Source organism: Dietzia timorensis (assembly GCF_001659785.1).
In the GTDB taxonomy this organism is placed as follows: Bacteria; Actinomycetota; Actinomycetes; order Mycobacteriales; family Mycobacteriaceae; genus Dietzia; species Dietzia timorensis.
In genome coordinates this window covers 925,063-950,863 of the sequence record NZ_CP015961.1, presented here as the reverse complement: position 1 = coordinate 950,863, position 25,801 = coordinate 925,063, and the positions used below count along the sequence as shown (strand labels likewise).

27 protein-coding genes are annotated in these 25,801 nt (G+C 65.6%); 7 read left to right on the top strand and 20 right to left on the bottom strand.

The features are described 5' to 3' along the window. Window positions 1–6: 6 nt before the first annotated feature. The 15 genes from BJL86_RS04355 to BJL86_RS04290 form a co-directional block, all read right to left on the bottom strand. The gene (locus tag BJL86_RS04355) at window positions 7–249 is read right to left on the bottom strand and encodes a hypothetical protein (RefSeq protein ID WP_067473441.1); all 243 of its coding nucleotides are present in this window, start codon (window positions 247–249) and stop codon (window positions 7–9) included. Then, entirely contained in the window at window positions 246–404 is a 159-nt protein-coding gene (locus BJL86_RS17050; protein WP_156515261.1) for a hypothetical protein, read from the bottom strand. Before BJL86_RS17050 ends, BJL86_RS04355 begins: the two co-directional genes overlap by 4 nt. Next, window positions 401–745 carry a helix-turn-helix domain-containing protein gene (locus BJL86_RS04350; RefSeq protein WP_067473444.1) on the bottom strand — a complete coding sequence of 115 codons (345 nt, stop codon included), beginning with the start codon at window positions 743–745 and terminating at the stop codon, window positions 401–403. The genes BJL86_RS17050 and BJL86_RS04350 overlap by 4 nt, the downstream gene beginning before the upstream one ends. Continuing rightward, window positions 742–939 carry a hypothetical protein gene (locus BJL86_RS04345; RefSeq protein ID WP_067473446.1) on the bottom strand — a complete coding sequence of 66 codons (198 nt, stop codon included), beginning with the start codon at window positions 937–939 and terminating at the stop codon, window positions 742–744. Before BJL86_RS04345 ends, BJL86_RS04350 begins: the two co-directional genes overlap by 4 nt. Before the next feature lie 124 nt (window positions 940–1,063). Continuing rightward, window positions 1,064–1,318 carry a WhiB family transcriptional regulator gene (locus BJL86_RS17830; protein ID WP_075844839.1) on the bottom strand — a complete coding sequence of 85 codons (255 nt, stop codon included), beginning with the start codon at window positions 1,316–1,318 and terminating at the stop codon, window positions 1,064–1,066. A gap of 202 nt (window positions 1,319–1,520) precedes the next feature. Next, complete coding sequence (locus BJL86_RS04335) at window positions 1,521–3,458, bottom strand: AAA family ATPase (RefSeq protein WP_067473448.1); 1,938 nt, start codon at window positions 3,456–3,458, stop codon at window positions 1,521–1,523. Beyond that, the gene (locus tag BJL86_RS17040) at window positions 3,455–3,613 is read right to left on the bottom strand and encodes a hypothetical protein (protein WP_156515262.1); all 159 of its coding nucleotides are present in this window, start codon (window positions 3,611–3,613) and stop codon (window positions 3,455–3,457) included. Before BJL86_RS17040 ends, BJL86_RS04335 begins: the two co-directional genes overlap by 4 nt. A 143-nt stretch (window positions 3,614–3,756) precedes the next feature. Further along, window positions 3,757–3,963 (bottom strand): helix-turn-helix domain-containing protein, encoded by a 207-nt coding sequence (locus BJL86_RS04325; RefSeq protein ID WP_067473483.1) that lies wholly within the window; start codon window positions 3,961–3,963, stop codon window positions 3,757–3,759. A 151-nt stretch (window positions 3,964–4,114) separates the two neighbouring features. Continuing rightward, window positions 4,115–4,459: a hypothetical protein gene (locus BJL86_RS04320; RefSeq protein ID WP_067473452.1), complete on the bottom strand. Its 345-nt coding sequence runs from the start codon at window positions 4,457–4,459 to the stop codon at window positions 4,115–4,117. Next, window positions 4,459–5,625 (bottom strand): tyrosine-type recombinase/integrase, encoded by a 1,167-nt coding sequence (locus tag BJL86_RS04315; RefSeq protein WP_067473454.1) that lies wholly within the window; start codon window positions 5,623–5,625, stop codon window positions 4,459–4,461. The genes BJL86_RS04320 and BJL86_RS04315 overlap by 1 nt, the downstream gene beginning before the upstream one ends. A gap of 214 nt (window positions 5,626–5,839) precedes the next feature. Further along, window positions 5,840–7,096 (bottom strand): saccharopine dehydrogenase family protein, encoded by a 1,257-nt coding sequence (locus BJL86_RS04310; RefSeq protein WP_067473456.1) that lies wholly within the window; start codon window positions 7,094–7,096, stop codon window positions 5,840–5,842. 126 nt (window positions 7,097–7,222) lie between these two features. Next, entirely contained in the window at window positions 7,223–8,797 is a 1,575-nt protein-coding gene (locus tag BJL86_RS04305; protein WP_197487554.1) for a substrate-binding domain-containing protein, read from the bottom strand. 300 nt (window positions 8,798–9,097) lie between these two features. Further along, complete coding sequence (locus BJL86_RS04300) at window positions 9,098–10,651, bottom strand: solute symporter family protein (protein ID WP_067473486.1); 1,554 nt, start codon at window positions 10,649–10,651, stop codon at window positions 9,098–9,100. Window positions 10,652–10,716: 65 nt separating this feature from the next. After that, the gene (locus BJL86_RS04295; RefSeq protein WP_067473489.1) at window positions 10,717–11,037 is read right to left on the bottom strand and encodes a DUF485 domain-containing protein; all 321 of its coding nucleotides are present in this window, start codon (window positions 11,035–11,037) and stop codon (window positions 10,717–10,719) included. 394 nt (window positions 11,038–11,431) lie between these two features. Beyond that, window positions 11,432–12,178 carry an enoyl-CoA hydratase gene (locus tag BJL86_RS04290; protein ID WP_067473463.1) on the bottom strand — a complete coding sequence of 249 codons (747 nt, stop codon included), beginning with the start codon at window positions 12,176–12,178 and terminating at the stop codon, window positions 11,432–11,434. A gap of 149 nt (window positions 12,179–12,327) precedes the next feature. Between BJL86_RS04290 and BJL86_RS04285 the strand changes: the two genes are divergently transcribed. The 3 genes from BJL86_RS04285 (at window position 12,328) to BJL86_RS04275 (ending at window position 16,599) form a co-directional block, all read left to right on the top strand. Beyond that, window positions 12,328–13,857, top strand: coding sequence for a carboxyl transferase domain-containing protein (locus tag BJL86_RS04285; protein ID WP_067473493.1), 1,530 nt, complete (start codon window positions 12,328–12,330; stop codon window positions 13,855–13,857). Window positions 13,858–13,996: 139 nt separating this feature from the next. Further along, the gene (locus tag BJL86_RS04280) at window positions 13,997–15,940 is read left to right on the top strand and encodes an AMP-binding protein (RefSeq protein WP_067473466.1); all 1,944 of its coding nucleotides are present in this window, start codon (window positions 13,997–13,999) and stop codon (window positions 15,938–15,940) included. A gap of 5 nt (window positions 15,941–15,945) precedes the next feature. Then, window positions 15,946–16,599 (top strand): DUF1801 domain-containing protein, encoded by a 654-nt coding sequence (locus tag BJL86_RS04275; protein ID WP_067473467.1) that lies wholly within the window; start codon window positions 15,946–15,948, stop codon window positions 16,597–16,599. Between the two features lie 84 nt (window positions 16,600–16,683). On the opposite strand, the gene BJL86_RS04270 is transcribed toward BJL86_RS04275, so the two are convergent. The 3 genes from BJL86_RS04270 to BJL86_RS04260 all read right to left on the bottom strand — a co-directional run bounded on the left by BJL86_RS04270 (window position 16,684) and on the right by BJL86_RS04260 (window position 19,522). Continuing rightward, a complete protein-coding gene (locus tag BJL86_RS04270) occupies window positions 16,684–17,046 on the bottom strand; it encodes an FKBP-type peptidyl-prolyl cis-trans isomerase (protein ID WP_067473495.1) in 363 nt (120 codons plus the stop codon). Window positions 17,047–17,203: 157 nt separating this feature from the next. After that, window positions 17,204–18,487, bottom strand: a complete 1,284-nt coding sequence (locus tag BJL86_RS04265) for a citrate synthase (RefSeq protein ID WP_067473470.1) — start codon at window positions 18,485–18,487, stop codon at window positions 17,204–17,206. 255 nt (window positions 18,488–18,742) lie between these two features. Next, window positions 18,743–19,522: a pyridoxine/pyridoxamine 5'-phosphate oxidase gene (locus BJL86_RS04260; RefSeq protein WP_082908438.1), complete on the bottom strand. Its 780-nt coding sequence runs from the start codon at window positions 19,520–19,522 to the stop codon at window positions 18,743–18,745. Window positions 19,523–19,700: 178 nt separating this feature from the next. On the opposite strand from BJL86_RS04260, the gene serC reads away from it, so the two are divergent. The 4 genes from serC to BJL86_RS04240 all read left to right on the top strand — a co-directional run bounded on the left by serC (window position 19,701) and on the right by BJL86_RS04240 (window position 23,899). Continuing rightward, window positions 19,701–20,825: a phosphoserine transaminase gene (gene serC, locus BJL86_RS04255; protein ID WP_067473473.1), complete on the top strand. Its 1,125-nt coding sequence runs from the start codon at window positions 19,701–19,703 to the stop codon at window positions 20,823–20,825. A 184-nt stretch (window positions 20,826–21,009) separates the two neighbouring features. Continuing rightward, window positions 21,010–22,404 carry a septation protein SepH gene (gene sepH, locus BJL86_RS17380; protein WP_067473475.1) on the top strand — a complete coding sequence of 465 codons (1,395 nt, stop codon included), beginning with the start codon at window positions 21,010–21,012 and terminating at the stop codon, window positions 22,402–22,404. A 57-nt stretch (window positions 22,405–22,461) separates the two neighbouring features. Then, window positions 22,462–23,352, top strand: coding sequence for a DUF6928 family protein (locus BJL86_RS04245; protein WP_067473476.1), 891 nt, complete (start codon window positions 22,462–22,464; stop codon window positions 23,350–23,352). A 13-nt stretch (window positions 23,353–23,365) separates the two neighbouring features. Next, window positions 23,366–23,899 carry a GNAT family N-acetyltransferase gene (locus tag BJL86_RS04240; RefSeq protein ID WP_067473477.1) on the top strand — a complete coding sequence of 178 codons (534 nt, stop codon included), beginning with the start codon at window positions 23,366–23,368 and terminating at the stop codon, window positions 23,897–23,899. 42 nt (window positions 23,900–23,941) lie between these two features. On the opposite strand, the gene BJL86_RS04235 is transcribed toward BJL86_RS04240, so the two are convergent. Together BJL86_RS04235 and BJL86_RS04230 are read right to left on the bottom strand one after the other, a co-directional pair. Further along, window positions 23,942–24,802 carry a hypothetical protein gene (locus tag BJL86_RS04235; RefSeq protein ID WP_156896122.1) on the bottom strand — a complete coding sequence of 287 codons (861 nt, stop codon included), beginning with the start codon at window positions 24,800–24,802 and terminating at the stop codon, window positions 23,942–23,944. Window positions 24,803–24,951: 149 nt separating this feature from the next. Next, window positions 24,952–25,800: a TrmH family RNA methyltransferase gene (locus tag BJL86_RS04230; protein WP_075844837.1), complete on the bottom strand. Its 849-nt coding sequence runs from the start codon at window positions 25,798–25,800 to the stop codon at window positions 24,952–24,954. Window position 25,801: the final 1 nt, after the last annotated feature.

The following is a 25,801-nucleotide window of genomic DNA, read 5'->3' as shown; positions in this document are numbered from 1 at the left end:
CGATGCTCATCGCCCCTCGATGTTGAACCCACCGTTGGCCTTGTTCCGCTCGTACAGGCGGGCGCCGCGGGCGAGGCCGTCCTTCGACGCGGCGGCACGCTCGGCGTGAACCTCGGCCATGAGGTTTTCGAACGTGCCCTGGTCACAGTCGATGAGGTACTGCTCGACCTGCTCCTGTGTCAGCTCGTCGGTCTTCGGATCGTGGCGAGTCGTGGTGCTCGCGTTGCTCTCGTCGGTGTTGGTGCTCATGCGGATTCTCCTTCTTCTTCGGGGGTCTCTGGGTTCTCGGGTTCGGTGTCGGGCTCCATGTACTTCTCTTCGAACTTCTCGGCGCCGAGCATCGTTCGCATGGCTCCGATCTGTTCGGGGTGGAGCATCTTCTTCGCAAGGTTGTTGAGCTTCACGCGCTCATTCCTTTCAGGTGTTCGAGCACCGCCGCGCGCGGTGCTAGCCACCGCCCTCCCACCAGGCGACCGTCTAGCAGGGGAACCATTCTTCGAGCCTGGCGAGGGGAGCAGTGCAACAGTCGAGCGATCTCGGCTGTCGATAAAAGATCCTCGTCGGCCTCTATCGGCGGGGCGTCCTCGTGACCGTTCCCGGTCGCGAGTGCTCGCAGTTTGGCCCATTCGGGCGGCACGTTGAGGCCGTAGCGGGTGCGTACGGCACTGGCGATTCTGACGGCTTCCGCGAGCGCGGCGAGATCCTGCCCCGACACCAGCACCCCGGCAACCTGTTCCGAGCTCATTTCCCTTTGCCCGATTCTCGGGGTTCTTGCGTCTCGCAGATATCCGCGATTGCGTTCGCAAGGCGGAATGATTTGTCTTGGTTGAGTGTGAGCGTGAACGTCCCGAACACGAGCGTCACGCCGTCACCTGCCGGAGCCGGCAGAACCTTGAGAATCGCAAAGCGGTTGCCCTGTCGCAGACGCGCGATTTTCATTTTCTCCCCCGCTTTCGTGCTGTGACGCGTCGCTTATGTCGGCGTGCTCTTCCTCGGTGTGTCGGCCAATCTGCGCCGGTTCGGGTGGCGATTTTCATGGGCGCTTCTGGGATCAAAAGAAATCTCATGCCTCTCCTTGGACGTGGCCGGCCCACATGCCTGCGCGGCGGGTTCGCGGGGTTTCCTCGATGATCTGGGCGCATACCGTTCGGATCTTGCAGACTTGGCAATAGCTGCGAGCTTCCGCGATTCGGGCGCGGTAGTTGTACCAAGATTCCCGTGGCCCTCGATCGTCGAACAACGGCGCTTTGCCTTTACAGGCGGCGCCGTCGAGTCGCGGGTCTGCGAGACTCGCGAGAGTCTTTTCCAGGTCGCTCATGCCGGAGGCTCCCACTCGATCGCAGACTGTTCCGCGGGGCTGCTCGCCACAGGCGGCGCGGCGGCGAACCGTGGGCACGGTCCGCACAGGCCGTCCCCCTTCACGCCGTCGAACTTCGGACGGTCGCAGCCTCGGCACGGTAATGATTTCGGGGCGGGTTTCTGTTCGCGGATCCACTGCCGGAACGTAATGAGCTGATCTCTCATTGCCCCACCGCCCAACGGCCACCGCAACGGGTGCAAAGTCCGTCTGGCGAGTCGAGCAGTAGCGTTTGCCCGCACTCGGCGCACGGCGAGCCGGCCTCGCCTGGGGCCGCTATAGGTGCCGAAGATTCCCGTACTTGTGGAGGGGTATCTATGGATTCTTCGGGCACCTTCGCAGCATCCATAGGTGCCATAGGTGCCATAGATTCCCTTGCACGTGAATGGGAATCTATCGAATCTATGCCGGAATCAATGGCCCAAACCCACTGAGCTCCCGGCCCGAAACCTCGGCGCTCGGTCTTGACTCCGAGCTTCCTTCGGGCCTTTTTGACGGCGTTGTCATTGAGCCCTGCGGCGCGGGTTGCCTTGAGTACGTCGCCGGCTGGGGCCGATCCGCCTTGCGTCTCGAGGTAGTCGAAAACGACGCTCTCAATTTCGCCGCGGTCGTCGTCCTCGGGATCGCCTGCGAGTAGGTCTCGTGCGTCACGGTTCGTGGCCTCTCCCCACTGGCACACTCCGACTTCGGCGGGGCCGTCGTCGGTTTCCACGGTGCCGTTAACGATCGCGGCCTCTTGCGAGTGGACCCGCGTGGCGAGGTTGGTTTTCGTGTTCGTCACCACGAGCTTGCCGGTGTCCTCATCGAGGGCCACCGAAAGCACCGAGCGAGCAACCTGTGACCATGCGATCGAACCGAGAATGAGCTTTCCGGTGTCGGCGCCGTCGCGCTTGCCGAAGTGCACGAGCCCGAGCACTGCGGTGGATTGTCTTGCGGCGAGCATCGCGAGCGGTTCGAGGAATTGCCTCACGTCTCGATCGTCTCGGCCTGACAGCTCGGCGCTCATCGCTGACGTTGCGGCGTCGAGCACCACCATGCCGATGTTCTCCCGCTCCACGAGCTGTTCTAGCGCGAGCACATCGGTGGGCAAGGTGAGGGTGGCGTGGTCGCTGTACTCGGTAGCCACGTCCACGAATAAGACACGTGACATATCGGCGCCCGCGGCTTGCAGCCTCGGGGCCACGGTGTGTTCGCGGCTGTCCTCGGTGTGGACGTAAAGCACCGTGCGGGGCTGTCCGAAATATTCGCCTTCCAAGGTGCCGCGGGTGATGTCTGCGCAGATCCTTGCCGAGATCGTGGACTTGCCCAAACCCTCGCGCCCTGCGAGCAGGGTGAGCGAGGCGGCGGGAATCCACTCACGAATAATCCAACGGATGCGTTTGGGGTGCACGTCGGTTCCGCGGGTGATGTTGAGGCGCCGGCCTTTGGGGCGGTAGTCGAGCGGCACGAGCTCGGTGAGCGGGTGGCCGGCTGCGATATGGTCGGCGGCGTCTTTGCCGGCTGCGGCGCGAACGATGGTCACTGACGCTGCGAGGCCTGAGAGTAGTTCGGCAACTTCGGCGGCGTGCTTGTAGCCGGGTTCGTCATTGTCCGCGATGACGGTGACGGGTCGGCCTTCCAGCGGTGTCCAGTCGAATTTCTTTGCCTTGCCCGCGCCCATTGCCCCGCACACCGCGATCGCATCGACGGATTCGAGGGCGTGAACGTCTTTCTCGCCTTCTGTCACGAACACGGTGGCGGTTCGGTCGGTGGGCAGCGTTTCGACGCGGTAGAGCGCAGTTCCGCGCGTGTTGCCGGCCTGCCGAAACTTCTTGTTGGGCGTGCGGTTAACGACGCGCCCGTCGTGGTAGCGGTATTCGATCCCTGCGGGGTTGTCGAATAGGTCGCCCACGGTGAGGCCTAGCTTGTCGAGCACTTCGGCGGTGTCCTCGCCTGCATGGCAATGGATGAGGACTTGCCCGTCGATCTGTCGAACACTGACGCTCTGATCCTTAGCGGAATGGCCGGGGGCTTGCGCGCTCGCGGTTGACGAGCTGGTGTCCTTCCACGCGAGGCCTTGCTGTTGCCATGCCTCGCGGAGCCGGTCGATCGCGAGACTCATGCGAGATCACCACCCGGCACCGGAGTGCAGGCGACCAGGCGAACCGTCGCGTAGCGGCCTTGGGAGCGTGCACGCTCGACCGCCTTCTCTGCGCTCGACAGGCTCATGTAGGGCCGGCGCTGGTACTTGTCGCCCTTGATTTCGACAATCAGCATGTACGCGGGGATCGCGGGTAGGTGCGTCGAGGCGCTACCAGGGGCGCCACGCTCGGCGGTAGACTCAGACGCGAGATCTTCCACGCATTGAATCTCATTAGTCGCGCCCCGGTTCCCCGCCGGGGCGTACTCATTTTTCTTGCTCACTTATCCGCACCGCCTGCCGTAGCGAGGGGGCGGAGCAGGGCGTCAAGCTCATTGAGATCGACGCGCAACATTTTCGGGCCGAAGCGGTAGCCGTGGATGCGGCCCTGTGAAATCCACCTGCGGATGGTGGAATGATGCACGCCGTAATTCTCGGCGGCGTTAGGAATGGAATCGAGGCGGCGAGGCGCCCGTGATTTGGACATGCAAAACTCCCGTGCCCCCATGAGGCGAACGGGACGTTTCTCGCGACAGGTACGTCCGGTGTCGTCGGTGCCCATTGCTGGGCCGCGATATTCGATTCGTTGATTACGTTAGCATTGTTTTGTTTAAGTTCCTACGAACTACCTCACGTGTCTAGGTTCGCTGCGAGTGAAACAGCACCAAATCAGCGGTACGGGCGATCGCGTCGGCAAGCTGCGCCGGATAGCCCTCGACTCGATACCGAATACCGCAGCCCTTGCCGGCGCATTGAAACAGCGCCACTGTCTGTGCGTCGTCCTCGAAAGTGATACGGGTGTGAGCGTCGAGCGCCCCGCCCCCTGAGATCGCGCGGTATAGCGCCGCCCCCGATTCGAGGCTCGGTTCCATCGCGTCGAGCTCGGCCTGTTCCTGCGGTCGCGGTGTGCGGAACCCTTGCCCGGGGTCGTAGATCACGCGGTCGCACGAACCGCACCGCACCCGCCCGAATTTCTTAGCCACTATTCCCCCTCGATCATTCGTGACATTCTCTCCGCGATCTCGGCGTCTCGGCCCTGTGCGGCGTGTTGGTACCTCATACTCATTTGCGGCGTCGAGTGGCCCAACCGGCTCATTAACTCTTTCGTCGTCGCCCCGGCCCGGGCGGCGTAAACGGCGCCCTGGTGCCGCAGATCATGGAACCGAAACTCAGGCACGCCGATAGTCTCCGTAGCGGCCTTGAAGTGATAGCGCAGGGTCCATTCGTCGAGCAGCCCGCCGCCACTACCGGGGAACACGAGCGCGTCTCTCCCGCGGCGCACATGTTCGGCAAGGTGCGCCACGAGCACGCTGCGAAGGTGCGGCGGCACCGTCACATCGCGGGCACCCGCTGCGCTCTTTGTCGTGCCGATCGTCGCCTTACCGCGGATCCACGACGCGGCACGGTGAACATGGATCTCGGCCCCGTCCGGTTCGATGTCTCGGCGGCGAAGGGCAACCACTTCCCCACGACGCAGGCCGGCCCACGCGGCGACGAGCACGAGTGCCCGGTACTGGGGCGGCATGGCGGCGGCGAGCGCGTCGAGCTGGGCGGGGGTAAGAACCTCGATCTTGTGCCGGCGATCGACCTGCGAAGCGCCCTTAATTCGGGCCGGGTTCGACTCGATGAGCCCGTCCTCAACCGCAGTGCCGAAGATCGTTTTGAGTAGCGCGTACGTGCGGGCGGTTCGGGTCCCCCCTGTGCGCACTCCGTTGCCGGCTGCGCGCGCCGGCTTGCGCTCAAGTTTCGAGTACCAGGCGCGAACCTCGGGCGCGGCGATTTCGGTTATCGGCCTGTCGGCAAACTCGGGGAGGATATGCGCCTCCAGCTGCGAGCGGTAAAGGTTGCGGGTCGTCGGTTTCAGCTTGCGCTGCTCGATCCACACCGCGGCGTATTGCCCGAACGTCAGCGGGGACGCGCCGCCTCGCTCGTCCTCAGCGGCGGCACGCTCTTTCGGGGAAGTCCACTCGTCGCGCTCGATTAAGCGTCGTTCGCTCGCAAGCCAAAATTCGGCGTCGGTTTTCGCGGAGAACGGACCTCGGGGGCCGTAGAAGGTTCTGCCGTTCGGGGCGACGTAGGACGCTTGGTAGCGCCCGCTTGGGAGCTTGCGGATATAGCCCCATCCTCGGCGCCCTGGTTTGCCTGCCACGGTTCCCCCATACGATCTACCAACCGATCCGAATACGATCTTATGCTAACGTATGCACACCAGCGCGACACGACTACTTATCGTCTTGCCAGGACAAGCGCGGTATGTATGCTGGTAGCAGTCCACTCGGACGAACAGCACGAGTGAGGTTCGAATCCTGTCGGGGGCACACATACGACAAGGGCGTCGCCGCAACCCGGCGACGCCCTTTACGCTACGCCGAGAGTTCGTCGGTATCGATTTCGACGCCCGCCGACGTCAGACGCGAAATGAGTGCATCCCCCATCGCCGAGGCCGGCGTGAGAATGCCTGCGCGTTTCGGCAGCGCATCTCGGTCCAGCGCCAGCGTCAGCGCGCTTTCGCCGAGCATGCGCGCTGTCGCCTTGTAGCCCGGATCGCCGTCCGAGTGGAACGTCGCGACGTACCGCTTTCCGGTCGAGGTGGTCGTGTAGGTCTTCGTGGTGAAGTGTCCGTTATCGCGCGCCGACTCGCTCGGCCCATCCCCCGGCTTCGGCAGCACGCGGTCGACGAGCGGGGCGAGCGGTTTCACCGCCATAAGACCGAAGAACCCGGCGGTGACGGCGGCGACGGCGCTCGCTGCGATAGTCGATACGACCGGGGTTTCTCCGACGTACATCGCCTCGCCATAGCGGAACTTCTCGCCGTAGGCGCCCCCGAGCACGGCGTTCGAGCGGCGCACGATGCGCGTGTTCGAGCTGGCCATGAAGAACGGCGCGAGCGTTCCCGTGAGACTCCGGTCGACCTTCGAGGCGTCGACCGGGGCGAGGTCGCTTGGTTCGCGCAGCCGCTCGCCTCCGGACGACTTCGGCGCTCCCGCCGAAGAGAGCGCGTGCGGATTCCCGAGGACTTTGCGGACATCGGAGTCCGTGGCCTGGCGCGCGATGACGCGCATCGAGTCGATTGTCCCGCCGCTGATTCCGCCGCGGAAGCTCCGGACGATCATCGTCGTATCGCCCATCTGGCCTGCACCGTCCGCCTCGACGCGCTTGTGGAGGGCGAAGGCGCCGATGTCGCTGGGAACGGAGTCGAAGCCGCAGGCGTGGACGATGCGGGCGCCGCTCTCCTTGGCGATGGAGTCGAACTTGTCGATCGTGGTGCGCACGAAGGGCACCTCGCCGGTCAAGTCGACGTAATCGGTGCCCTCTTCGGCACACGCGGCGACGAGCTTCTCGCCGTAGCGCAGGTAGGGCCCGACGGTGGTGCACACGACGCGGGTGCGGGCAGCCATCGCGCCGAGCTCTTCGGCAGAGTCGGCGTCGGCGCTGACGAGTGGCCACTGCGCTGCCGCGGCAGGAAGCTCTGCGCGGACCGTTTCTAGTTTGGAGCGCGTACGCCCGGCGAGCGCGATGCGCGTGCCCACTGGCGCGTGCTCGGCGAGGTAGGCCGCCGTGAGCTTTCCGACGAAGCCCGTGGCCCCGAAGACGATGACGTCGAACTCTCGATCATTCATGGCGCTAGATCACCCGATCTCGTTGTGCTGGTGCCGATTGCCGGCGTGAGACCGACGGTACCCGCACGGCGAGATCGACCGTGGGTATGAAGAATCGGCATGCTCGACGTCATGGGCGGTGTGCTGTTAGGCGGGTGTGCTGCGATCCGCGATCGCAGCGGCGAAGACCTGCGGAATCTCTTCAGGTGTGCGGGAGATATGGCTGGAGCCGCCGGTGGCTTCGGCGATCTCCGCGAGCACGGTGGTGTCGACGTCGTCGAGCACACCGATCGTGACGACCTTGACCGGGCGCTGCGGATCCTGCATCTCGCGCAACTGGGTGAAGAATTCGTCGCGGCCGATGGTGTCTGCGGCATCGTTCGCGCCGTCGCTGAACACCATGATGGTGTTGATGGCATTGGGATCATAGGAATCGAGGACCGAGCGGTAGGCAGCGAGGACAGTGGAGTACAACTCGGTCGCCCCGCCGACGTACTCGGGCAGGCCCGCGAGGCCGGAGACCAGATCGTCGCGGTGGGTGCCCTGCGCGCCCGAGGCCGAAGGCCCGCTGAGCCCGCCGAGCGGCTGGACCTCGACGTACGGCTCGGCGCGCGTGGGGTCGGCCGCGTTGAAGGCCCACAGGCCGAGCGAGGACGAGTCGGAGAAGTATTCCAAGCCTCGGGTGAGGGTTTGGACCATCATGCCCATCCGCGTGGTACCGAGCGTCGGCACGTCCAGCGCCATCGACCCCGAGGAATCGACGAGCGCGAGAGAATTCGTGGGCATCGACATCAGCCGCCACTCGCGGACCGCTTCGTCGAGCGCCCCGGAGTCGCGGACGACGAGGCGCTCGGTCTCGCCGACGCCGACATCCCCATCTAGCGGTGCACGGTCTGCGGTGCGAAAACCGGCATCGGCGAGAGTGTTCGCGAAATCATCGTCCGTGGCCTCGTCCGCGAGCTCCTGGGCCGCCTCACGCACGTCGTCGCGGCGCCCCGGATCCTGCGCGGTGATGACCAGCGGAAAGCTGAGGTAGTTCGCGCCGGTGACCGGCACCTGGATGCGGATGCCGTCGGCCTCGTTCTGCTCGCCGCGGGCGGAAAGCTCCTGCTCGGTGACGACGGCGACCCCACCTGTCTTGGCGAGCTGATCCACGAGCCCCTCGTTCGAAGGTCGCTGCCCCTGCGCGAGCACGGCAAGCGACTGCTGAACCTGTTCGGCGCTGACGAGCCCCGCTTCCCTTTCCGCCGCGGCGGCGAGCATCGCACCATCGGCGACGCCCGAATCGGCAACGTCGTCAACGATCATTCCCGGTGTGCCGAGCGCTTCTGTCCAATTTCGAATCGAAGGATCGCCGTCCTTGACCGCGAGCACCACAGGCGTCGATGCGACCGAGTTGAGGACCGTCTCGAACGGCAGTTGCGAATCACGCGATACGCGATCGGACTGCACCGTCGAGGTCGGGATCCACAGGTCCGGAAGCTCTTTGCGGTCGGCAAGCTTGCGTAGCATCGCCCCGGTGGATGTGCTCTCGACTTCGTAAGACGTACATCCATTGCCACCCGACTCTGCGGCGAGTTGCTCGATCTCCTCGGAGATCGAGGGGTCCGCCGCGAGGGTCACAGGATGGCTGCCGCCGCACGGCAGAAGCGGCTTTCCCGTTGCCACCCGGTAGAGGGCAACAGCGATGATGATGATCGCCACCAGCACCAATGCCCGCACCAAAACTTTCCTCGCGCTGTGGACACTATCCGTCGCTGCGCGATGCCTCGAACCCATCTCTCTCCCGACCTACCGCGCATGTAAACGAGCACACCATTACCCACAGGCACACGGCGTTCCCGGGGCCACCTGCCACTTTCGACCCAGTGACCTTATCGTGATCAAGACGATAAAAGTAGAGTTTGTGCAAATTCGACGATGCCGACGCGGGTTTCGACGGCTAAGTAATGTGTGAATACGCCGGGAGGGCCGGTGGCAATATCGCCACCGGCCCCCTGGTGAGAGCGTTCGCATAGGGCGTTAGTGCTGGACCGCCTTCTCGACTCCGACGCCGGTCATCGAACGCACTTCCATCTCCGCTTCCTTGTCCGGGAATTCGTCGGACTTGCCGAGGAATGTACCGATGATTCCCATGAGGAAGCCGAAGGGGATCGAGATGATTCCCGGGTTGGACAGCGGGAAGATCGCCCAGTCGGCGTTCGGGAGCATCGCCGTCTCGGAACCGGAAATGGCCGGCGAGAAGAAGATGAGCACGAGCGTGGAGATTAGACCGCCGTATATCGAGAACAGCGCGCCTCTCGTGTTGAAACGACGCCAGAACAGGGAGTAGATGATCGTCGGCAGGTTTGCCGACGCCGCTACCGCGAACGCGAGGGCGACGAGGAACGCAATGTTCTGTCCCATTGCGCCGATTCCGAGCACGATCGACACGATGCCGATGACAACCACCGTGATCCGCGAGACCTTGAGTTGCTGCTGCTCCGTAGCCTTGCCGTGCTTGATGACGCCGTTGTAGATGTCGTGTGCCAGCGAGGCGGATGCCGAGATGGCAAGGCCGGCGACCACTGCGAGAATCGTCGCGAACGCGACCGCGGAGATGATGCCCATGAAGATCTCGCCACCCAGCGCGTAGGCCAGGAGCGGGGCCGCGGAATTGACGCCGCCTGGAGCCGCCTCGATGACGTCGCTGCCGACCATCGCCGCGGCGCCGAAGCCGAGCACGAGCGTGAACAGGTAGAACGCACCGATGAGCGCGATCGCCCAGGTGACCGAGCGGCGCGCTTCCTTAGCCGTCGGGACGGTGTAGAAGCGCATGAGCACGTGCGGGAGTCCGGCGGTACCGAAAACGAGCGCGATGCCGAGGGAGAGGAAGTCGAGCTTCGTCGTCTCCGTGGCGCCGTACTTGAGACCTGGGTCGGTAAGCGGTTCGCCCGAACGGTTGATCGCCGCCGAGAGCAACTCGGAGAAGTTTCCGCGCACGGCGACGAGGACGAGCAGGCACATGACGAGGACACCGCCGACGAGCAACACGGCCTTGATCATCTGCACATAAGTCGTGCCCTTCATCCCGCCGATGAGGACGTAGAGGATCATGAGCACGCCGACGATGGCGACGACGACAGATTGGCCGGTCTCGCTATCGATGTTGAGCAGGAGCGCGACAAGTCCGCCGGCGCCCGCCATCTGCGCGATCAGATAGAACAAGCAAACGGCGAGGGTGGCCAGCGCGGCGGCCATGCGGACCGGCCGCTGCTGCAGGCGGAACGAAAGCACGTCTGCCATCGTGAAGCGCCCGGTGTTGCGCATGAGCTCCGCGACCAGCAACAGGGCGACGAGCCAGGCTACGAGGAAGCCGATGGAGTACAGGAATCCGTCGTAGCCCTGGAGCGCGATGGCCCCAGCGATACCGAGGAACGAAGCCGCCGAGAGGTAGTCGCCGGCGATGGCAAATCCATTCTGCGTGCCCGAGAATCCACCAGAAGCGGTATAGAAGTCGGCCGCGGACTTTGTGGAGTTCGACGCCCGGATGACAAGGCCCATCGTGATGACGATGAAGATGCCGAACACGACCATGTTGAGCACGGTCGAGCCGACCGCCTCGCCCGGTACGAGCTCGTGAATATCGAGTAGGTAATCGCTCACCGGTAGTCCCCGCTCTCCATCTTGTTACGGATTTCGGCCGCACGCGGATCGACCTGACGATCGGCGAAGCGAATGTAGAGGGCCGTGATCCCGAAGGTGCTCACGAACTGGAGGACACCGAAAATCAGCCCGACATTGATCTCGCCGACTACGTTCGTCGACATGAAGTCGACGGCGTACACGGCAAACAAAACGTAGAGGAAATACCAGACGAGGAACGCGACGGTCATGGGGAAGACGAACTTCCGGAACCGTCGCTTCAGCTCCTGGAACTCGGGGCTTTGGCGTGCTGCATGAAATTCTGCCGCTGTGAGAATGCGCGGGGTTTCCGCCTCTCCTGCAGCATGAGGATCCGCGTTGGACTCTGCCGGTGTGGACACGGACACCCTCCCTTCGCTGATATCCGACGACCCGGAAACCGGGTGAACGACGGGGCCAACCAATGACTTGCTAAGTGTGTCACAGAACACTTATAAATGTTGAATCAAACCTCAACTTTTAAGCTTTCTACTTTTACTTGTGCAGTTCAATGCGTTGACATTGCCCATCAAGCGCGGTGTTCACATGTGAACATGTGCCCAGGATTGCCGCGCAGGAGGCCATTATCGATCAGCGTTTCCGCAGAACAACGTAGGTCGGGAAACAAAAGAGGGGCGCCCGCCGCTATGGCGGACGCCCCTTTACGAAAGTCGAGCGCAGTAGTGCTCCCTACTACTTGCCGGTGAACTTCGGCATGCGCTTCTCCTGGCGCGCGATACGGAATTCGGACGCGTCGTCGGAATACCACGCCTTGCGCTGAAGCTCCTCGCGAGCCGGATCGTGGTCGGCGCGCGCGAGATCATCGTTGATCACGCCCTTGATGTGCTGCAGCGAAAGTGGCGCGAACGTCGCGAGCTCCTGGCAGTACGCCATCGCCTCTGTGGCGTCCCCGATCTTGTTCGCGAACCCGACGCGCTCGCAGAAGCTCGCATCGACTGGCTGCGCCGAGTACAGCAGGGTCCGCGCATGGCCACCACCAATGACGGCGGAGGCGCGTTGAACCGTCCACCAGTCCAGAGCAAGACCGACCTTGACGACCGGAACCGCGAGGAATGCCTGGGAGTCCATCACACGAAGGTCCGCGGCGAGCGCGAGCTGGACGCCGGCTCCCACGGCCGGGCCGTTCACAGCGGCGACCACCGGGATCGGGATCGACTCCATGGTCCGCAAAAGACGCTCATGCTGATCGTAGAATTCTTCGGAATACACGCCGCCGCCGAGATCGGCGCCTGCCGAGAAGGCGGTGCCGTTACCGGTGAACATGATCACGCGGACGGGGTCCTCGGTGTCGAGCGTCGCGACCTGCTCTTCGAAGGCCTCACGGAGTGCGCGGCACACGTCGGCGTTGATCGAATTCCGCTTCTCGTGCCGATCCATGGCGATGACGGCCACCGCGCCCTCGCGACGTACTTCCAGCATTCGCAACCTCAGTTCACTTTCGAAGAATGCAGGCGGCAGCCACCACCTGGGATGACCAGCGCCTTTCGGATATGTCTATCGGTAACGGTACCCGGCGCGCGCCGTCCATATCGGCCACGGGACCGCCCGGCACTGCCTACTATCGGGATATGCCACGAATCTCCGCCGCAGAACTGCTCGATCTGGTCCTCGACGAAGGCAGCTTCGTGTCCTGGGACAGCCCGACCGGCCCTCCGATGTGGGCGCAATCGATCGAGAACTACCCCGAAGAACTGGCTGCGGCACGAGAGAAGTCCGGTGTGGACGAGTCCGTCGTCACAGGACAGGGCACCCTCCACGGTCGGCGCGTCTGCGTCGTTGTCGGCGAGTTCACGTTCCTCGCCGGATCCATCGGAGTTGCTGCGGCGAGCCGGGTCACCGAGGCGATACAACGCGCCACGGCCGAACGACTTCCCGTACTCGCGGCGCCTACCTCTGGCGGTACGCGAATGCAGGAGGGCACAGTCGCCTTCGTCCAGATGATCAAGATCGCGGCCGCTGTCGCTGCTCACAAGTCCGCAGGACTCCCCTACCTCGTCTACCTACGACACCCCACGACGGGTGGCGTTTTCGCCTCATGGGCCTCCCTCGGGCACGTCACTGTCGCCGAGCCGAGGGCACTCGTCGGATTTCTCGGTCCCCGCGTCTACGAAACGCTTTATGACGTGCCTTTCCCCGACGGCGTCCAGGAATCGGAGAACCTCGCGAACAAGGGTGTCATCGACGGCGTCGTCGGAAATCGCCACGTCCGTGACCGAGCCCATCGCACACTGCGCGTGTTGTGCATGGATCCCCCTACCCCAGAAGAACTCTCTCCTCAGATCGTTGAGCCCAACGAAGATGAAGCGACAGGACCGAGCCCACTGATAGTTCCGGACCACCAGGACCCCTGGCGGTCCGTGGAGGCAACCAGGCGCCCCGACCGACCGGGAACCAAATCGTTCCTTTCCACCGCGGTTACGGAGCTGGTCCCGCTTTCCGGTACCGGGCAGGGCGAGGATTCGGGGCCCCTTTCGCTGTGCCTCGGGAGAATTCGTGGGCAGGCGGCCGTGATCGTCGGCCAGGACCGCGTGGTCGAACGCGATCGACCAATGGGGCCGGAAACGCTTCGCACCGCTCGCCGCGGGATGCGTCTGTCCCGCGAGCTCGGGGTGCCGCTCGTCGCCATCATCGACACCCGCGGCGCCGACTTGTCCAAGGACGCAGAGGAAGGCGGCCTCGCCGGGGAAATCGCTCGTAGCCTCGCCGACCTCGTCACCCTCCCCTCCCCCACGATCTCGGTGATCATGGGACAGGGAACCGGCGGAGGCGCACTGGCGCTTCTGCCCGCAGACAGAGTGCTGTCCGCGGAGAACGGGTGGCTGTCGCCACTGCCACCGGAAGGCGCGAGCGCGATCGTCCACCGAACGCCCGACCGGGCTGCGGATATGGCGCGCTCGCAGCACATATCGGCGCCTGAATTGCTGCGACACGGCATCGTCGACGAGATCATCGCGGAGAAACCCGACGCCGCCGACGAACCGGTCACGTTCTGCCATCGTCTCGCCGAATCGATCGCCGAGGGCCTGAGGTATGCCCGCCGTACGCCGCAACACATCCGCCAATCCGACCGGCTGCGCCGCTACCGCATGCTCTCGTAGAAACGCTGCTCCCGCGGCGCGGCGTTCGACTAAAGTCGATCGCATTCGCCGGAAGCTCCGACGCACGAACCGTTCTCGAGAACCGGTTCGACGCCACATCGAGACCCACGAATCGAGAACGAACCGAAGGAGTCCACCCGTGTCCCAGGAATCTCCGTCCCCGACCGCGGCCGAGCGCGAGGCGTACGACAAGGCATTCGAGCAATCCGTCTCGGACCGCGACGGCTTCTGGCTCGAGGCAGCCCGGCTCATCGAGTGGATCCAGCCGCCGAGCTCCGCCGTCGACGTGTCGAACTCGCCGCACAACAGATGGTTCCCGGACGGCAAGCTCAACACCTGCTATAACGCCGTGGACCGGCACGTCGATTCGGGCCGCGGCGAACAGGCCGCGATCATCTACGATTCCCCCGTCACCGGCACCACGCAGACCATCACCTACAACGAACTCCTCGCGCGCGTGTCGCGGTTGGCGGGTGCGCTGCAGGCCGATGGCGTCCGCAAGGGCGACCGCGTCGTCATCTACATGCCGATGATCCCCGAGGCAATCGTCGCGATCCTGGCGTGCGCGCGCATCGGCGCGGTCCACTCGGTCGTGTTCGGCGGATTCGCGGCACCCGAGCTCGCGATCCGCGTGGATGATGCCAAGCCCGCCGTCATACTTACCGCGGATGGAGGGATCGAGCCGAGCCGCCAGGTCCCGTATGTGCCGATCATCGTGAAGGCGTTGGAGCTGTCCCGCCATACACCCACGACCGTCGTGGTGCACGAGCGTGCGGAGTTCGGCGGAGGCGCGCTGCCCTCCGGAGACGAGGCGCGCGGCGCGGCGTGGGTCCGGTGGGCCGATTTCGTCGACGGCGCGGAGGCCGCCGTCCCGGAAGAGCTCGACTCCGCCGACCCGCTGTACATCCTCTACACCTCCGGCACGACCGGGATGCCCAAGGGCGTCGTCCGCGACAACGGCGGGCACGCCGTCGCCCTGGCATGGTCGATGTGGAACGTCTACGGCATCTCCGCAGGCGATGTGTGGTGGTCGGCGTCCGACGTCGGCTGGGTCGTCGGACATTCCTACATCGTGTATGCGCCGCTGCTCATCGGCGCCACGACCGTGCTCTACGAGGGCAAACCGGTGGGAACCCCGGACGCCGGCGCGTTCTGGCGGGTGATCGCGGAACACGGCGTGCGCGCCATGTTCACCGCGCCGACCGCGATCCGCGCGATCCGCCGCGTCGACCCGAAGGGCGAGGAGATCGGGAAATACGATCTGTCGAAGTTCGAGACGCTGTTCTCCGCCGGCGAGCGGCTCGACCCCGAAACCCAGACGTGGGCGATGGACAAACTCGGCAAACCCGTCATCGACAACTGGTGGCAGACCGAGACCGGCTGGCCGCTCGCCTCGAATCTGCGCGGACTCTCCCCGATGCCGATCAAGCTCGGCTCACCGACCGTTGCCGTACCCGGCTCCGATCTCGTCGTTCTCGACGGCGAGGGCAACGAGGTCGCCCCGGGCGTGGAGGGCAACCTCGCGGTGCGGCTACCACTCGCCCCCGGCAACATGATCGGGCTGTGGAACGACGACGAGCGTTTCGTGTCCTCGTACATGGCCACGTTCGAGGGCTTCTACGCGACCGGCGACGGCGGGTACATCGATTCCGACGGCTATGTGTTCGTCATGGGACGCACCGACGATGTCATCAACGTCGCAGGCCACCGCCTTTCTACCGGTTCCATCGAGGCCGCGATCGGCGTCCACGACAGTGTTGCGGAGGTCGCCGTCATCGGAGTCAAGGACGAGCTCAAGGGACAGCTCCCCGTCGGGTATGTCGTGCTCAAGTCCGGGGTCGTCGCCGACCCTGCGACGCTTCGTGACGAGCTCGCGGCGCTCGTGCGCGAACACATCGGCGCGGTGGCCTCGTTCCGCGAGACCCATATCGTGCAGGGCCTGCCGAAGACCCGCTCGGGCAAGATCCTGCGCAAGACCATGCGGCAGATCGCAGACGGCCAGTCCCCCAGCGTGCCTTCGACGATCGAGGATCCGGACGTACTCGACGCCCTCGCCCCGATCCTGCGCGGAGAGGCGGAGTAGCCGCCATGTCGACATCCTTCGATGACGTGAGAGGGATGGGCAATCCCGCCCGCGGAGCGCTGCGGGCCGCCGGATACGACGACGTGGAGTCGCTCGCAGGTGTCGACTACGCCGAGCTGGCCGCGCTCCACGGGGTGGGTCCGCGCGCCCTCGACCGCCTCCAAGAAGCGCTGCAGGCGCAGGGCAAGACGATGGGCGGGACCGTGCCGGCGCCGAAAAAGCTCGGCGCCACCGTCACCAAAGGACACACCGGAAAGAATGCGGCCGATATCAAGACCGCGCCCACCGACGTAGCACCTTCCGAGTGGATCGCCGAGTTGCCCTGGCCGAAGCGACGCGAGCACGGGGCGTTGCTGCTCGAGCTGTTCAACCGCGCCACCGGTGAGACGCCGGTGATGTGGGGCCCGTCCATGGTTGGCTACGGCGCGGTCCACTACGCCTCACACACCGGGCGCGAGGGCGACTGGTTCCAGACCGGGTTCAGCCCGCGCAAGGCGAACCTCGCTCTCTATGGCCTCCAGGGGCACCCGCGCTCCGAGGAACTTCTCGCTGCGCTGGGCAAGCACAAGGTCGGCGCGGGCTGCGTCTGGATCAACGAGCCCGAGGACGTAGACCTCGGGGTTCTCGAGGAGCTCGTTCGCCACGCGGCGCACAGCTAGCCCATCGACAGAAATGGCGAAATGAGTTTCGGCCCTCGAAAAGCATGCTTTTCGAGGGCCGAAAAAGTTCGTACGTGTGCGCGCCTAGGCGTCGATCAGGTCGATCATGAACACCAGGGTGCGTCCGCCGAGCGGGTGCAGAGCCGCCGAGGTTCCGTAGGCCATTTCCGGTGGGATTGTCAGCTTGCGACGGCCCCCGACCTTCATACCCGGAATACCTTCCTGCCAGCCCTGAATCAGACCGTTGAGCGGGAACGAGATCGACTCCCCCCGATCCCAGGACGAGTCGAACTGCTCGCCATTTTCGAAGTCGACACCGACGTAATGCACAGTGACATTTCCGCCAGCGACGGCCTCGGCTCCGTCGCCCACGATCACGTCCTCGATGACGAGTTCGGTCGGGGCGGGGCCTTCTGCGGGCTCGATCTCTGGCTTTTCGAGAGTCATTTCGGAGTCCTCTGATTGTGTAACAGTTGTCTCGGCAGTGCTTTCCGCCGAGGAATCGGCCGGTACCTTCTGGTCGGAACGTCCGACGAGTACGCAGCACATGGCTGCCGGTCCGGCGAGAACCGGGCCTCGGCGACGAGGACCGGTTCCCCCGATCCTAACGCTCGGATACCGGTACGAAGTTCTTTTCCGTCGCGCCGACGTAAACCTGGCGCGGACGATTGATCTTGGTGGCCGGGTCGGAATGCTGCTCGCGCCAGTGCGCGATCCAACCGGGCATGCGGCCGAGGGCGAACAAGACGGTGAACATCTCGGTCGGGAAACCCATGGCGCGGTAGATGAGGCCGGTATAGAAATCGACGTTCGGGTACAGCTTGCGCTCGACGAAGTAGTCGTCCGCGAGGGCCTTTTCCTCGAGTTCCTGGGCGATCTCGAGCAGCGGATCGTTCGCCTTGGACAGCACGTCGGTCGCGAATTCCTTCGCGATGACCGCGCGCGGGTCGTAAGACTTGTAGACGCGGTGGCCGAAGCCCATGAGCTTCGCACCGTCTTCCTTGTTCTTGACCTTGTCCATGTACTTGGTGGCGTCGCCGCCCTCGTTGGAGTGAATGCGCTCGAGCATTTCGAGGACTGCCTGGTTGGCACCGCCGTGCAAGGGCCCGTAAAGAGCATTGATGCCGCCGACGATCGAGGCGTACAGCGGCGCATTGGAGGAACCGACCATGCGGACGGTCGAGGTCGAACAGTTCTGTTCGTGGTCGGCGTGGAGGACGAGGAGCATGTCGAGCGCGCGGACGAGCTCGTCGGTGATCTCATAGTCCTCGCCGAAGGTCATTCGGAGCAGGTTGCCGACGTATCCGAGCGATGCATCGGGAGCGATCGGATCCTTGCCGCCGCGAACGCGGTGGATTGCCGCCGCGAGGGTGGGCGTGCGGCCGAGCAGGCGCGCGGTGGCGAGATCGATCTGCTTGTCGTCCTTGATGCTGATGTCGTCGCCCAGCGTCCCGAACAGCGACACGCCCGCCGACAGAACCGGCATCGGGTGGGTCTCGGCGGGGAACGCGCGCAGCACAGGCGAGATGACCTCGGGCAGCGTGGTCTCGCCCATGATCGACTCGGTGAACGACTGCAGCTGTGCCGGAGTCGGATCCTCGCCGTAGATGAGGATGTACGACACCTCGAGGAACGACGCCTTCTCGGCGAGCTGGGCGATCGGGTAACCGCGGTGACGAAGGATGCCCTCGTCGCCGTTGATGAAGGTGATCTCCGATTGGCACGCGGCGGTGTTGACGAAACCGACGTCGAGCGTCGTCATCCCCGTCTGGCCGAGCAGCTTGCCGAGCTGCATGCCCGAACTGCCCTCGGTGGCCTTAACCACTTCCAGGTCCAGATCTCCGTTGGGCGTGGAAAGGGTGGCCATTCCGTTCGCTTCTGCAGGCATGCGTTGACCTCTCAAGCTCGGTACGTTGTGCGTTTGCGCCCCACCGTTTTCGATGCGGGCACACGATGGCGCGGACGCGCACCAGGTTTTGGTGGTTCACGTGTGAGCGTCCGTAAGCCTGGTCGTCCCAGTCGTGTCCACTTTAGCCCGTACACCGGGGCTGCGGCATATGGTCCCCTCATTATTCGCTCAGCGAAAGCCGGTTGGCGAGGACTAACCGAGACTGTTAGATCCGCCGGGGCCCACGCGCTCTGGTCAGGGCTGTAGCCGTTCCACGCGCCAGGCCAGCACCCTTTCGCCTTCGGACCCGGGACCACCGGAGGTCCCGCTGCCACGCGCGGACCTCCCGCCACCGCCGGCCGGCTCGCGGGTCGCGACGAGTCGATCGTGGAATCGGCCGGCACCCCCTTGCCAGAATTCCACGCGATCGGGACGCAATTCGTAGCCTCCCCAATACGGCGGCATCGGCACGGGAAGGCTCTCCCCGCCGGGACCGGTAAAGCGCGCGGCCGCCTCGGCGTACAGCTCCCGCAGCTCGGGCGCCCCCGCCACGGGCTGCGACTGCGCCGACGCCCACGCCGCGATCTGCGAGTCGCGCGAGCGAGTGGCCCAGTATTCTCGGCCCGCGACGTCATCCAGCGGTACGACGAGCCCCTCGAGGTGCACCTGCCTCTCCGCTTCCAGCAGCGGGAACGTCGCCGAAGCGCGCGGATTGGCGGCCAGCTGCGCCCCCTTGCGCGAGGTGCGCGTGGTGAAAAACCGCACACCCGTGGTGGAGACGCCCTTACACAGGACCGTGCGGGTGCTCGGATAACCCACCCCGCCTATGACGTCGCACGTCGCGATAACCATGGCGTTCGGCTCGCGCTCCCCGCCGGACGCGGCGTCGGCGATCCAGCGCGTGAGCAGGGCGGACCATCCGCCGGCGAGGTCCGCGGGATCGAGCAGCCTGTCATTGAGTCCGTAGCTCTCGCGCAGACCGCGAAAATCGTCGGGGACCTGCGAGGCGGCGGGGCCGTGCGGGATGGAGGGCATGCCTGCCACGATATCGCGCGACGCGAGCCGCGCGGCGGTGGCCGCTTCCGCCGCCGCGCACGGCGGGCGTAGCGTGAGCGTAATCCACGCCACGGCGCCCCGATGCCGCGTTTTATACACTGGGGTGCTGTTAGCCGTGCCAAGGATCGATCACCGAAACGAAAGGTCGCCATTTTCTATGAGCGAGAACCTGACCATCCCCGCCGACCTGCTCCCCGGAGACGGCCGTTTCGGCTGCGGCCCGTCGAAGGTCCGCCCCGAGCAGCTGCAGTCCCTGGTCACGTCCGGTGCGGAGATCTTCGGCACGAGCCACCGCCAGGCGCCGGTGAAGAACACGGTCGGCCGCGTGCGCGACGGTCTCGCCGAGCTGTTCTCGCTGCCCGAGGGGTACGAGGTGATTCTCGGTAACGGCGGCACGACCGCGTTCTGGGATGCGGCCGCGTTCGGACTCATCCGCGAGAAGTCCCTGCACCTCACCTACGGCGAGTTCTCGTCCAAGTTCGCCAAGGTCGCCGGTGGCGCTCCGTTCCTCTCGGAGCCGATCGTCGTGTCCGAGGAGCCGGGCTCGGCGCCGGAGCCCACCTCGGACCCGTCGGTCGACCTCATCGGCTGGGCACACAACGAGACCTCGACGGGTGTCGCCGTGCCGGTGCAGCGTCCCGCTGGTTCGGAGAACGCACTCGTCGCGATCGACGCGACCTCCGGCGCCGGCGGCCTGCCCGTCGACATCGCCGATACCGACGTCTACTACTTCGCCCCGCAGAAGTGCTTCGCCTCCGACGGCGGACTGTGGATCGCGATCATGAGCCCGGCCGCGCTCGAGCGGGTCGGCGAGATCGCCGACACCGGCCGTTGGGTGCCAGAGTCACTCTCGCTCCCCACCGCGGTCGACAACTCACGCAAGAACCAGACCTACAACACTCCGGCGATCGCGACTCTGCTGCTCATGGCCGATCAGGTCGAGTGGATGAATTCGAATGGAGGCCTGGACTTCGCCACCGGCCGCACCGCCGATTCGTCCTCGCGCCTGTACGAATGGGCGGAGAAGAGCGAGTTCGCCACGCCGTTCGTCGCCGATTCGGCGTTGCGCTCGCAGGTCGTCGGCACGATTGATTTCTCGGATGAAGTCGACGCCGCTGCAGTGGCCAAGACGCTCCGCGCCAATGGCATCGTCGATACCGAGCCGTACCGCAAGCTGGGCCGGAACCAGCTGCGCATCGGCATGTTCCCGGCCATCGAGCCGGACGATGTCTCGAAGCTCACCTCGTGCATCGATTTCGTCGTGGAGAACCTCGGCAAGTAACTCCCGGGGGAGCGCCGCCCGGGCGCCCGGGCGGCATCTGCCAAGGAAGATTTGCCGAACTCGGCGCTTTCGCCGCGATATCGACAAACATCTGCCCTACCATGGGTCCAAGCAAGCGGCGCGCCGCGCGGTCAGCTGACTGCGATCGGCGCGCCGCACGCATAAGGATCGTCAGGAGGAGCGGATGCGAAAAATCGCGATCGTCGGGGTCGATACGGAGTCCGAGACCGTCGAATGCGAAATCGCGGATACGGGCGAGAAACTCGCCCTCCCCCTCGATGACACGTTCCGAGCCGCCGCGCGCGGACGTTTCGGCGACGATTCAGCGTCAAACGAGTCGGCCGAATCCTCCGCGGCAGATTCCGTCGGCAGCACCGCCGAAGACGAGAGCGAAGGCGAAGCGTCCGGCGAAACCTCCTCCGCGGCAAAGAAGTCGACGGAACCCTCGACGCTGCCGCACGGCCCCGAGCCGAGCCTCGTCGGCACCTCGTCGAAAACAACCCCCGCCAATGACGGCGGAGATGCCGACACTCTCGCCGCCACATCCTCTCGCCCCGATCCCGGCGGCAAGCGCCCCTCCGCGCGCTTCACGCCCGAGCGCAATTCGCTGCGGCCGAAAGACCTACAGGCTCGCGTGCGTGCCGGCGCCACAGTAGAAGAACTCTGCGAACTCACCGGCATGTCCTTTACACGTGTAGAGGCCTTTGCGTATCCGATCCTCCAGGAGCGCGGCGCGAGGGCCGAGCGCGCGCGGAAGGCGCACCCGCTGCTTGCAGATGGGCCGTCCGTGGACACCGTCGAGACGATGGTCATCGACTCGCTGGAAGAGCGCGGGGTCGACCCCGAACTGCTGCGCTGGGACTCCTGGCGACTCAAATCCGGGAATTGGACCGTGCAGGCGAAATGGCCGGCGGGCCTGTCCGACGACGCCTCGGCCCTGTGGGAATTCGTCCCGGATTCTCACGGCGGCGTCGCCCACCCGATGGACGATGAGGCCGTCGCAATCGGCGATCCCGAGCTGCGCAAGCCTCTTGGCATCGCCGATGAGCCGGACGCCGGTTTCGAGGCCGACGGTGGCAGGGCGTGGCCACGGTCCTTTCCCGCGAGTGTCACGGGCATCGGCGGGCGACGGGTCCCGCATGACCCGTCGAGCCAAGCAACGCCCTACGTCTTGGGTCGGCCGATCGAGCTCGACCCGAACGCGGGCCGCCCCGGCGCCGACGCCGCGCAGCCTTCCGGCGCCGGCGCGCCCTCCGGGGAACGGCCAGGCAATAGGGCAAACGAGCGCGCCGGCGACCGCGCGGGAACGATGTCGGGCAATCCATTCGCCCAGGGCCTTGTGGCGCCGCAGACCACACCTGAGCCACGCAACGGTCGGCCTTCCACCGAGCAGCAGCGTCCGGCCGACCAGCGACCGACAGAGAGCAGCGGCGCGAACGGCCACGAGAACCAGGACGACGATTTCCTCATGCATCCGCCCACCGAGGGTGGCGCGCACCGAGCCAAAGGCAAGCATCCGACAATGCCTTCCTGGGAAGATGTACTCCTCGGGGTTCGCTCCCCCAAGGACAGTAAGTAACCACGCCGTCATCGGGCCGCGACGACTGGGCCCAACCGACCGAGAGGTAACACGCCCATGTCACACCACGTGACAACCTTTTGGCACGTGGCGACAGAGTCGCCGGCCCAGGCCTTCACCACCGGGCTACCCGCCGATCCCGGGTACCCGCGCCGCCTATTGAGCAAGCTGTATCCGAAGGCGACGATCAGTCACATCGGCGAGTTCCCGCTCAACCGCTCCGCCTCCGCAGGCGAGGGAGAGATCTACATCGGCTCGTTCCCCGGGCTCACGGTCATCCAGACGAGTGAGTCCGATGCGCTGCGCCCCTCGCAGATCGAGGACAAATGGATCGCAATCGCCGGCGCGCCGAACGTCTACTCCTTCGCGTTCGACGCCGAGAGCGAGGTGAGCGCGTTCGCGCACTGGGAGGACGGGAAGCTGCAGCGCTCCTTCTCCGCCGCCGCGAACCGCATCGTCGAGGACGAGGGGATGCCCGCCGGATTCGAGCTTCCTTTCTGGTCCGGCGAACGTCCGCAGGACGGCGTGGACGATCCACTCGCGCTCCCGTTCTCCCCTGCCGAACTTCTCAGCGCGGCCCACGAGGCGTGGCTCGGCTTCGAACTGAGCCCCGATGGGCTCGACGTTCCCGTCCTCGGCTATGCCACGGACGGGCGCCGCGAGGTTCGCGCCGAGCATCCCCCGGCCGGCCGGGCCATGCACCTGTCCGCGGAGGCCGGGCACGCAGAGATCGCCGAGGAAGTCGCTGCTTCCACGCCGGATGATGACGCCGCCTCCCCGTACGAACACGACGACTACGAGCGTGCAGTGAGCGCGAAGGAACAGCCGGTGCGCGAATCCGCGCGCGCAGCCGCCGAGAAGGCGCGCGAGGCAGGCTCGATGGCGGCCCGAGGTGCGAGGAAGTTCGCGCGTTTGGCGCGCGACGAAATCTCCAAGCGCCGCAAGTAGCCAGGCACCCCGCATGGCTTCGATCGCTCCAGAACTCCGACTTCGCCCACCCGAACCCCGCGACGAGCAGGCAATGCGCGCGCTACACGAACAGCTCGCGCCCGAGGGGTTCCATTTCCTCCTCTTCGAAGGCACCTGGGACGAGAATCTCTCCGCCATTCGACGCGAAGCGGAGGGCACTGATCTTCCTGCGGGCAGAGTGCGCGCGGACTATCTGGTCGCCGTCGCCTGCGGTGTCCCGGTCGGGCGGGTGTCGATTCGCTACGAGCTCAACGCGTTCCTCCACCATGAGGGCGGGCACGTCGGCTACGCCGTGGGTCCCGAATTCCGCGGGCGCGGCTACGCCACCGAGATGTTGCGGCAGTCGCTCGAGCGACTTGCGGCGGCGGGAGTATCAAAGGCATTGGTGATCCACAACGACGGTAATTCGGCGTCGTGCGCCGTCATACGTGCCTGTGGCGGCGTGTTCGAGGATGTTCGCCGCGGTGGCGATGGACTTCTCAAGCACAGGTATTGGATCGATACCGACCCCTTCAGCACGCGGTGAGGCCAGCGCTCCCGCTAACTGCGTAATCGGCGGTGGCTCGGCCTAAGCCGAAGCAGCCAGCGCGGCGGACAGCCGGTCCACGGTGTCGGGCAGCCGCCCGGTCTCGGGGTCACGGGCGCCGTAGGCGATCTCGATCTGGATCGCCGGGTGGTCGCGCCGCTGCATGTGGTCGACGACTGTGTATCCAGCGCGCGCGCCGAAGCGCCCCTCGTCGGTGATTTCCGCGCCGAGCTCCTCCCGCAAGGAGGCGCGCAGGGCCGTGGTCGTCTCGCTGATGGACCGGCCCGTTCCAAGCACGAAGGGCGCGTCGGCGGAGGAATCACGCATGCCGTGGAGATCGACGATGATGGCGCCCGGCGGCAGGCCGTGGAGAATGCGGGTGAACTCGTCGTCACGGCCGGCCCAGTCGTCTCCCCAATCCGGGACGAGGCCGTCGACCGAGAGGACGCTGGCACCGAGGCGTTCGCCGAGAACCTCGGCGATGCCGCCGGTATAGAGTTCGGGCGCCTTGAGCTTCCCCGCGCGATGGTGGCGCACCGCATGCGGGGCGACGAACACGAGCGGCGAAGTGGCTGTGCGATCGACGAAGTGAACCGATCCAGGCCCGCCAGAACCGTCGTACTTGTTCGCCGAATAGCGTCTCTCGGCGGCGCGGACCGCCTCGATCGTCTCGGTCGCGGCGGGGGCTGCGCCGGGAGCCTGGGACACGTCCACGCTGCCACTCCCCTCCGTCTGACCCACCGATCCGGCGGACCCGGTAGTCCCAGGCGAGCCCGGCGACTGGGCCGCACCCGAAGCCCCGATCACGATAACAATCGCCGCCGCGCCGGCGGCGATCGCGGAACCCGCCCCGCTCAAGGGCGCGTCCCGCCGAACGCCTGGCCTGCGTTTCCGAATTCGCATGCGCACCGCTCCTCACTAGAGTGATTCGCGCACATTTGTATCAGGCAATCACCTTCGGTGTGAGCTGTTTCACGAACACAGGCATGTAAACATGCAGGTAACGGGCATTCACATACCTAAGCTGACAGCGCGGCGGAGCTGAATACTTGTCAGCGAAATCGCTCGTAGAGCGCGATCTGCGCGGCGGTGGCGACGTTGAGCGAGTCGACGCCGGCGGCCATCGGAATCCTTGCGCGCAGGGTTGCCGCGCGCATCGCGTGCTCGGTGAGCCCGGGCCCCTCGGCGCCCACGAGCAGCGCCACCCTGCCGGCGCCGCCGGCCGCGCCCACCCGGGCCATCGCCTCGGCGAGCGTGGCGTCCGCGGAAGGCGTCAACGCGATGGTCGAGAACCCGGCGTCGTGGAGCTCCGTGAGTCCGCGCTGCCAGGTCGTCGGCGTGCCACCGAGGTTTGCCCACGGCACGTTCATCACGTGGCCCATGGACACGCGCACGGTCCGCCGATACCAGGGGTCCGCGGTCGCGGCGCCCATGAGGATCCCGTCGGCGCCGAACGCCGCGGCCCCGCGGAACATGGCGCCGAGGTTCTCCGCATTGTTGACGCCCTCGAGCACCATCAGCGTCCTGGCCGGGCCAAGTACGTCCGACGTCATACGCGGCGTGGGGCGTGGGGCGACGGCGAGCACGTCCCGGGAAGAAGCAAAGCCGATGACGGCGGAGAGCACCTCATTCGAGACGCGGTAGAACGGCGCGTCCCCCGCCAGCGCGTCGAGCGAATGCCCCTCGGCGGCGAGGTCCTCGCGGAGTCGGCCGAGCTTCGCCTCGGTGCCGGCGAGCGCCATCGTGGACAGCGGTGAGACGAGCATCCTGCCGACGACGTACAGCCCCTCGGCGATGACGAGCCCCGAGTCACCGGCATCGGGACGACGGTCGGCGACGTTGAGATCGCGAAACGGGTCGAGGCGGGAGTCGGCGGGGTCGCCGATGTCGATAACGCGCACT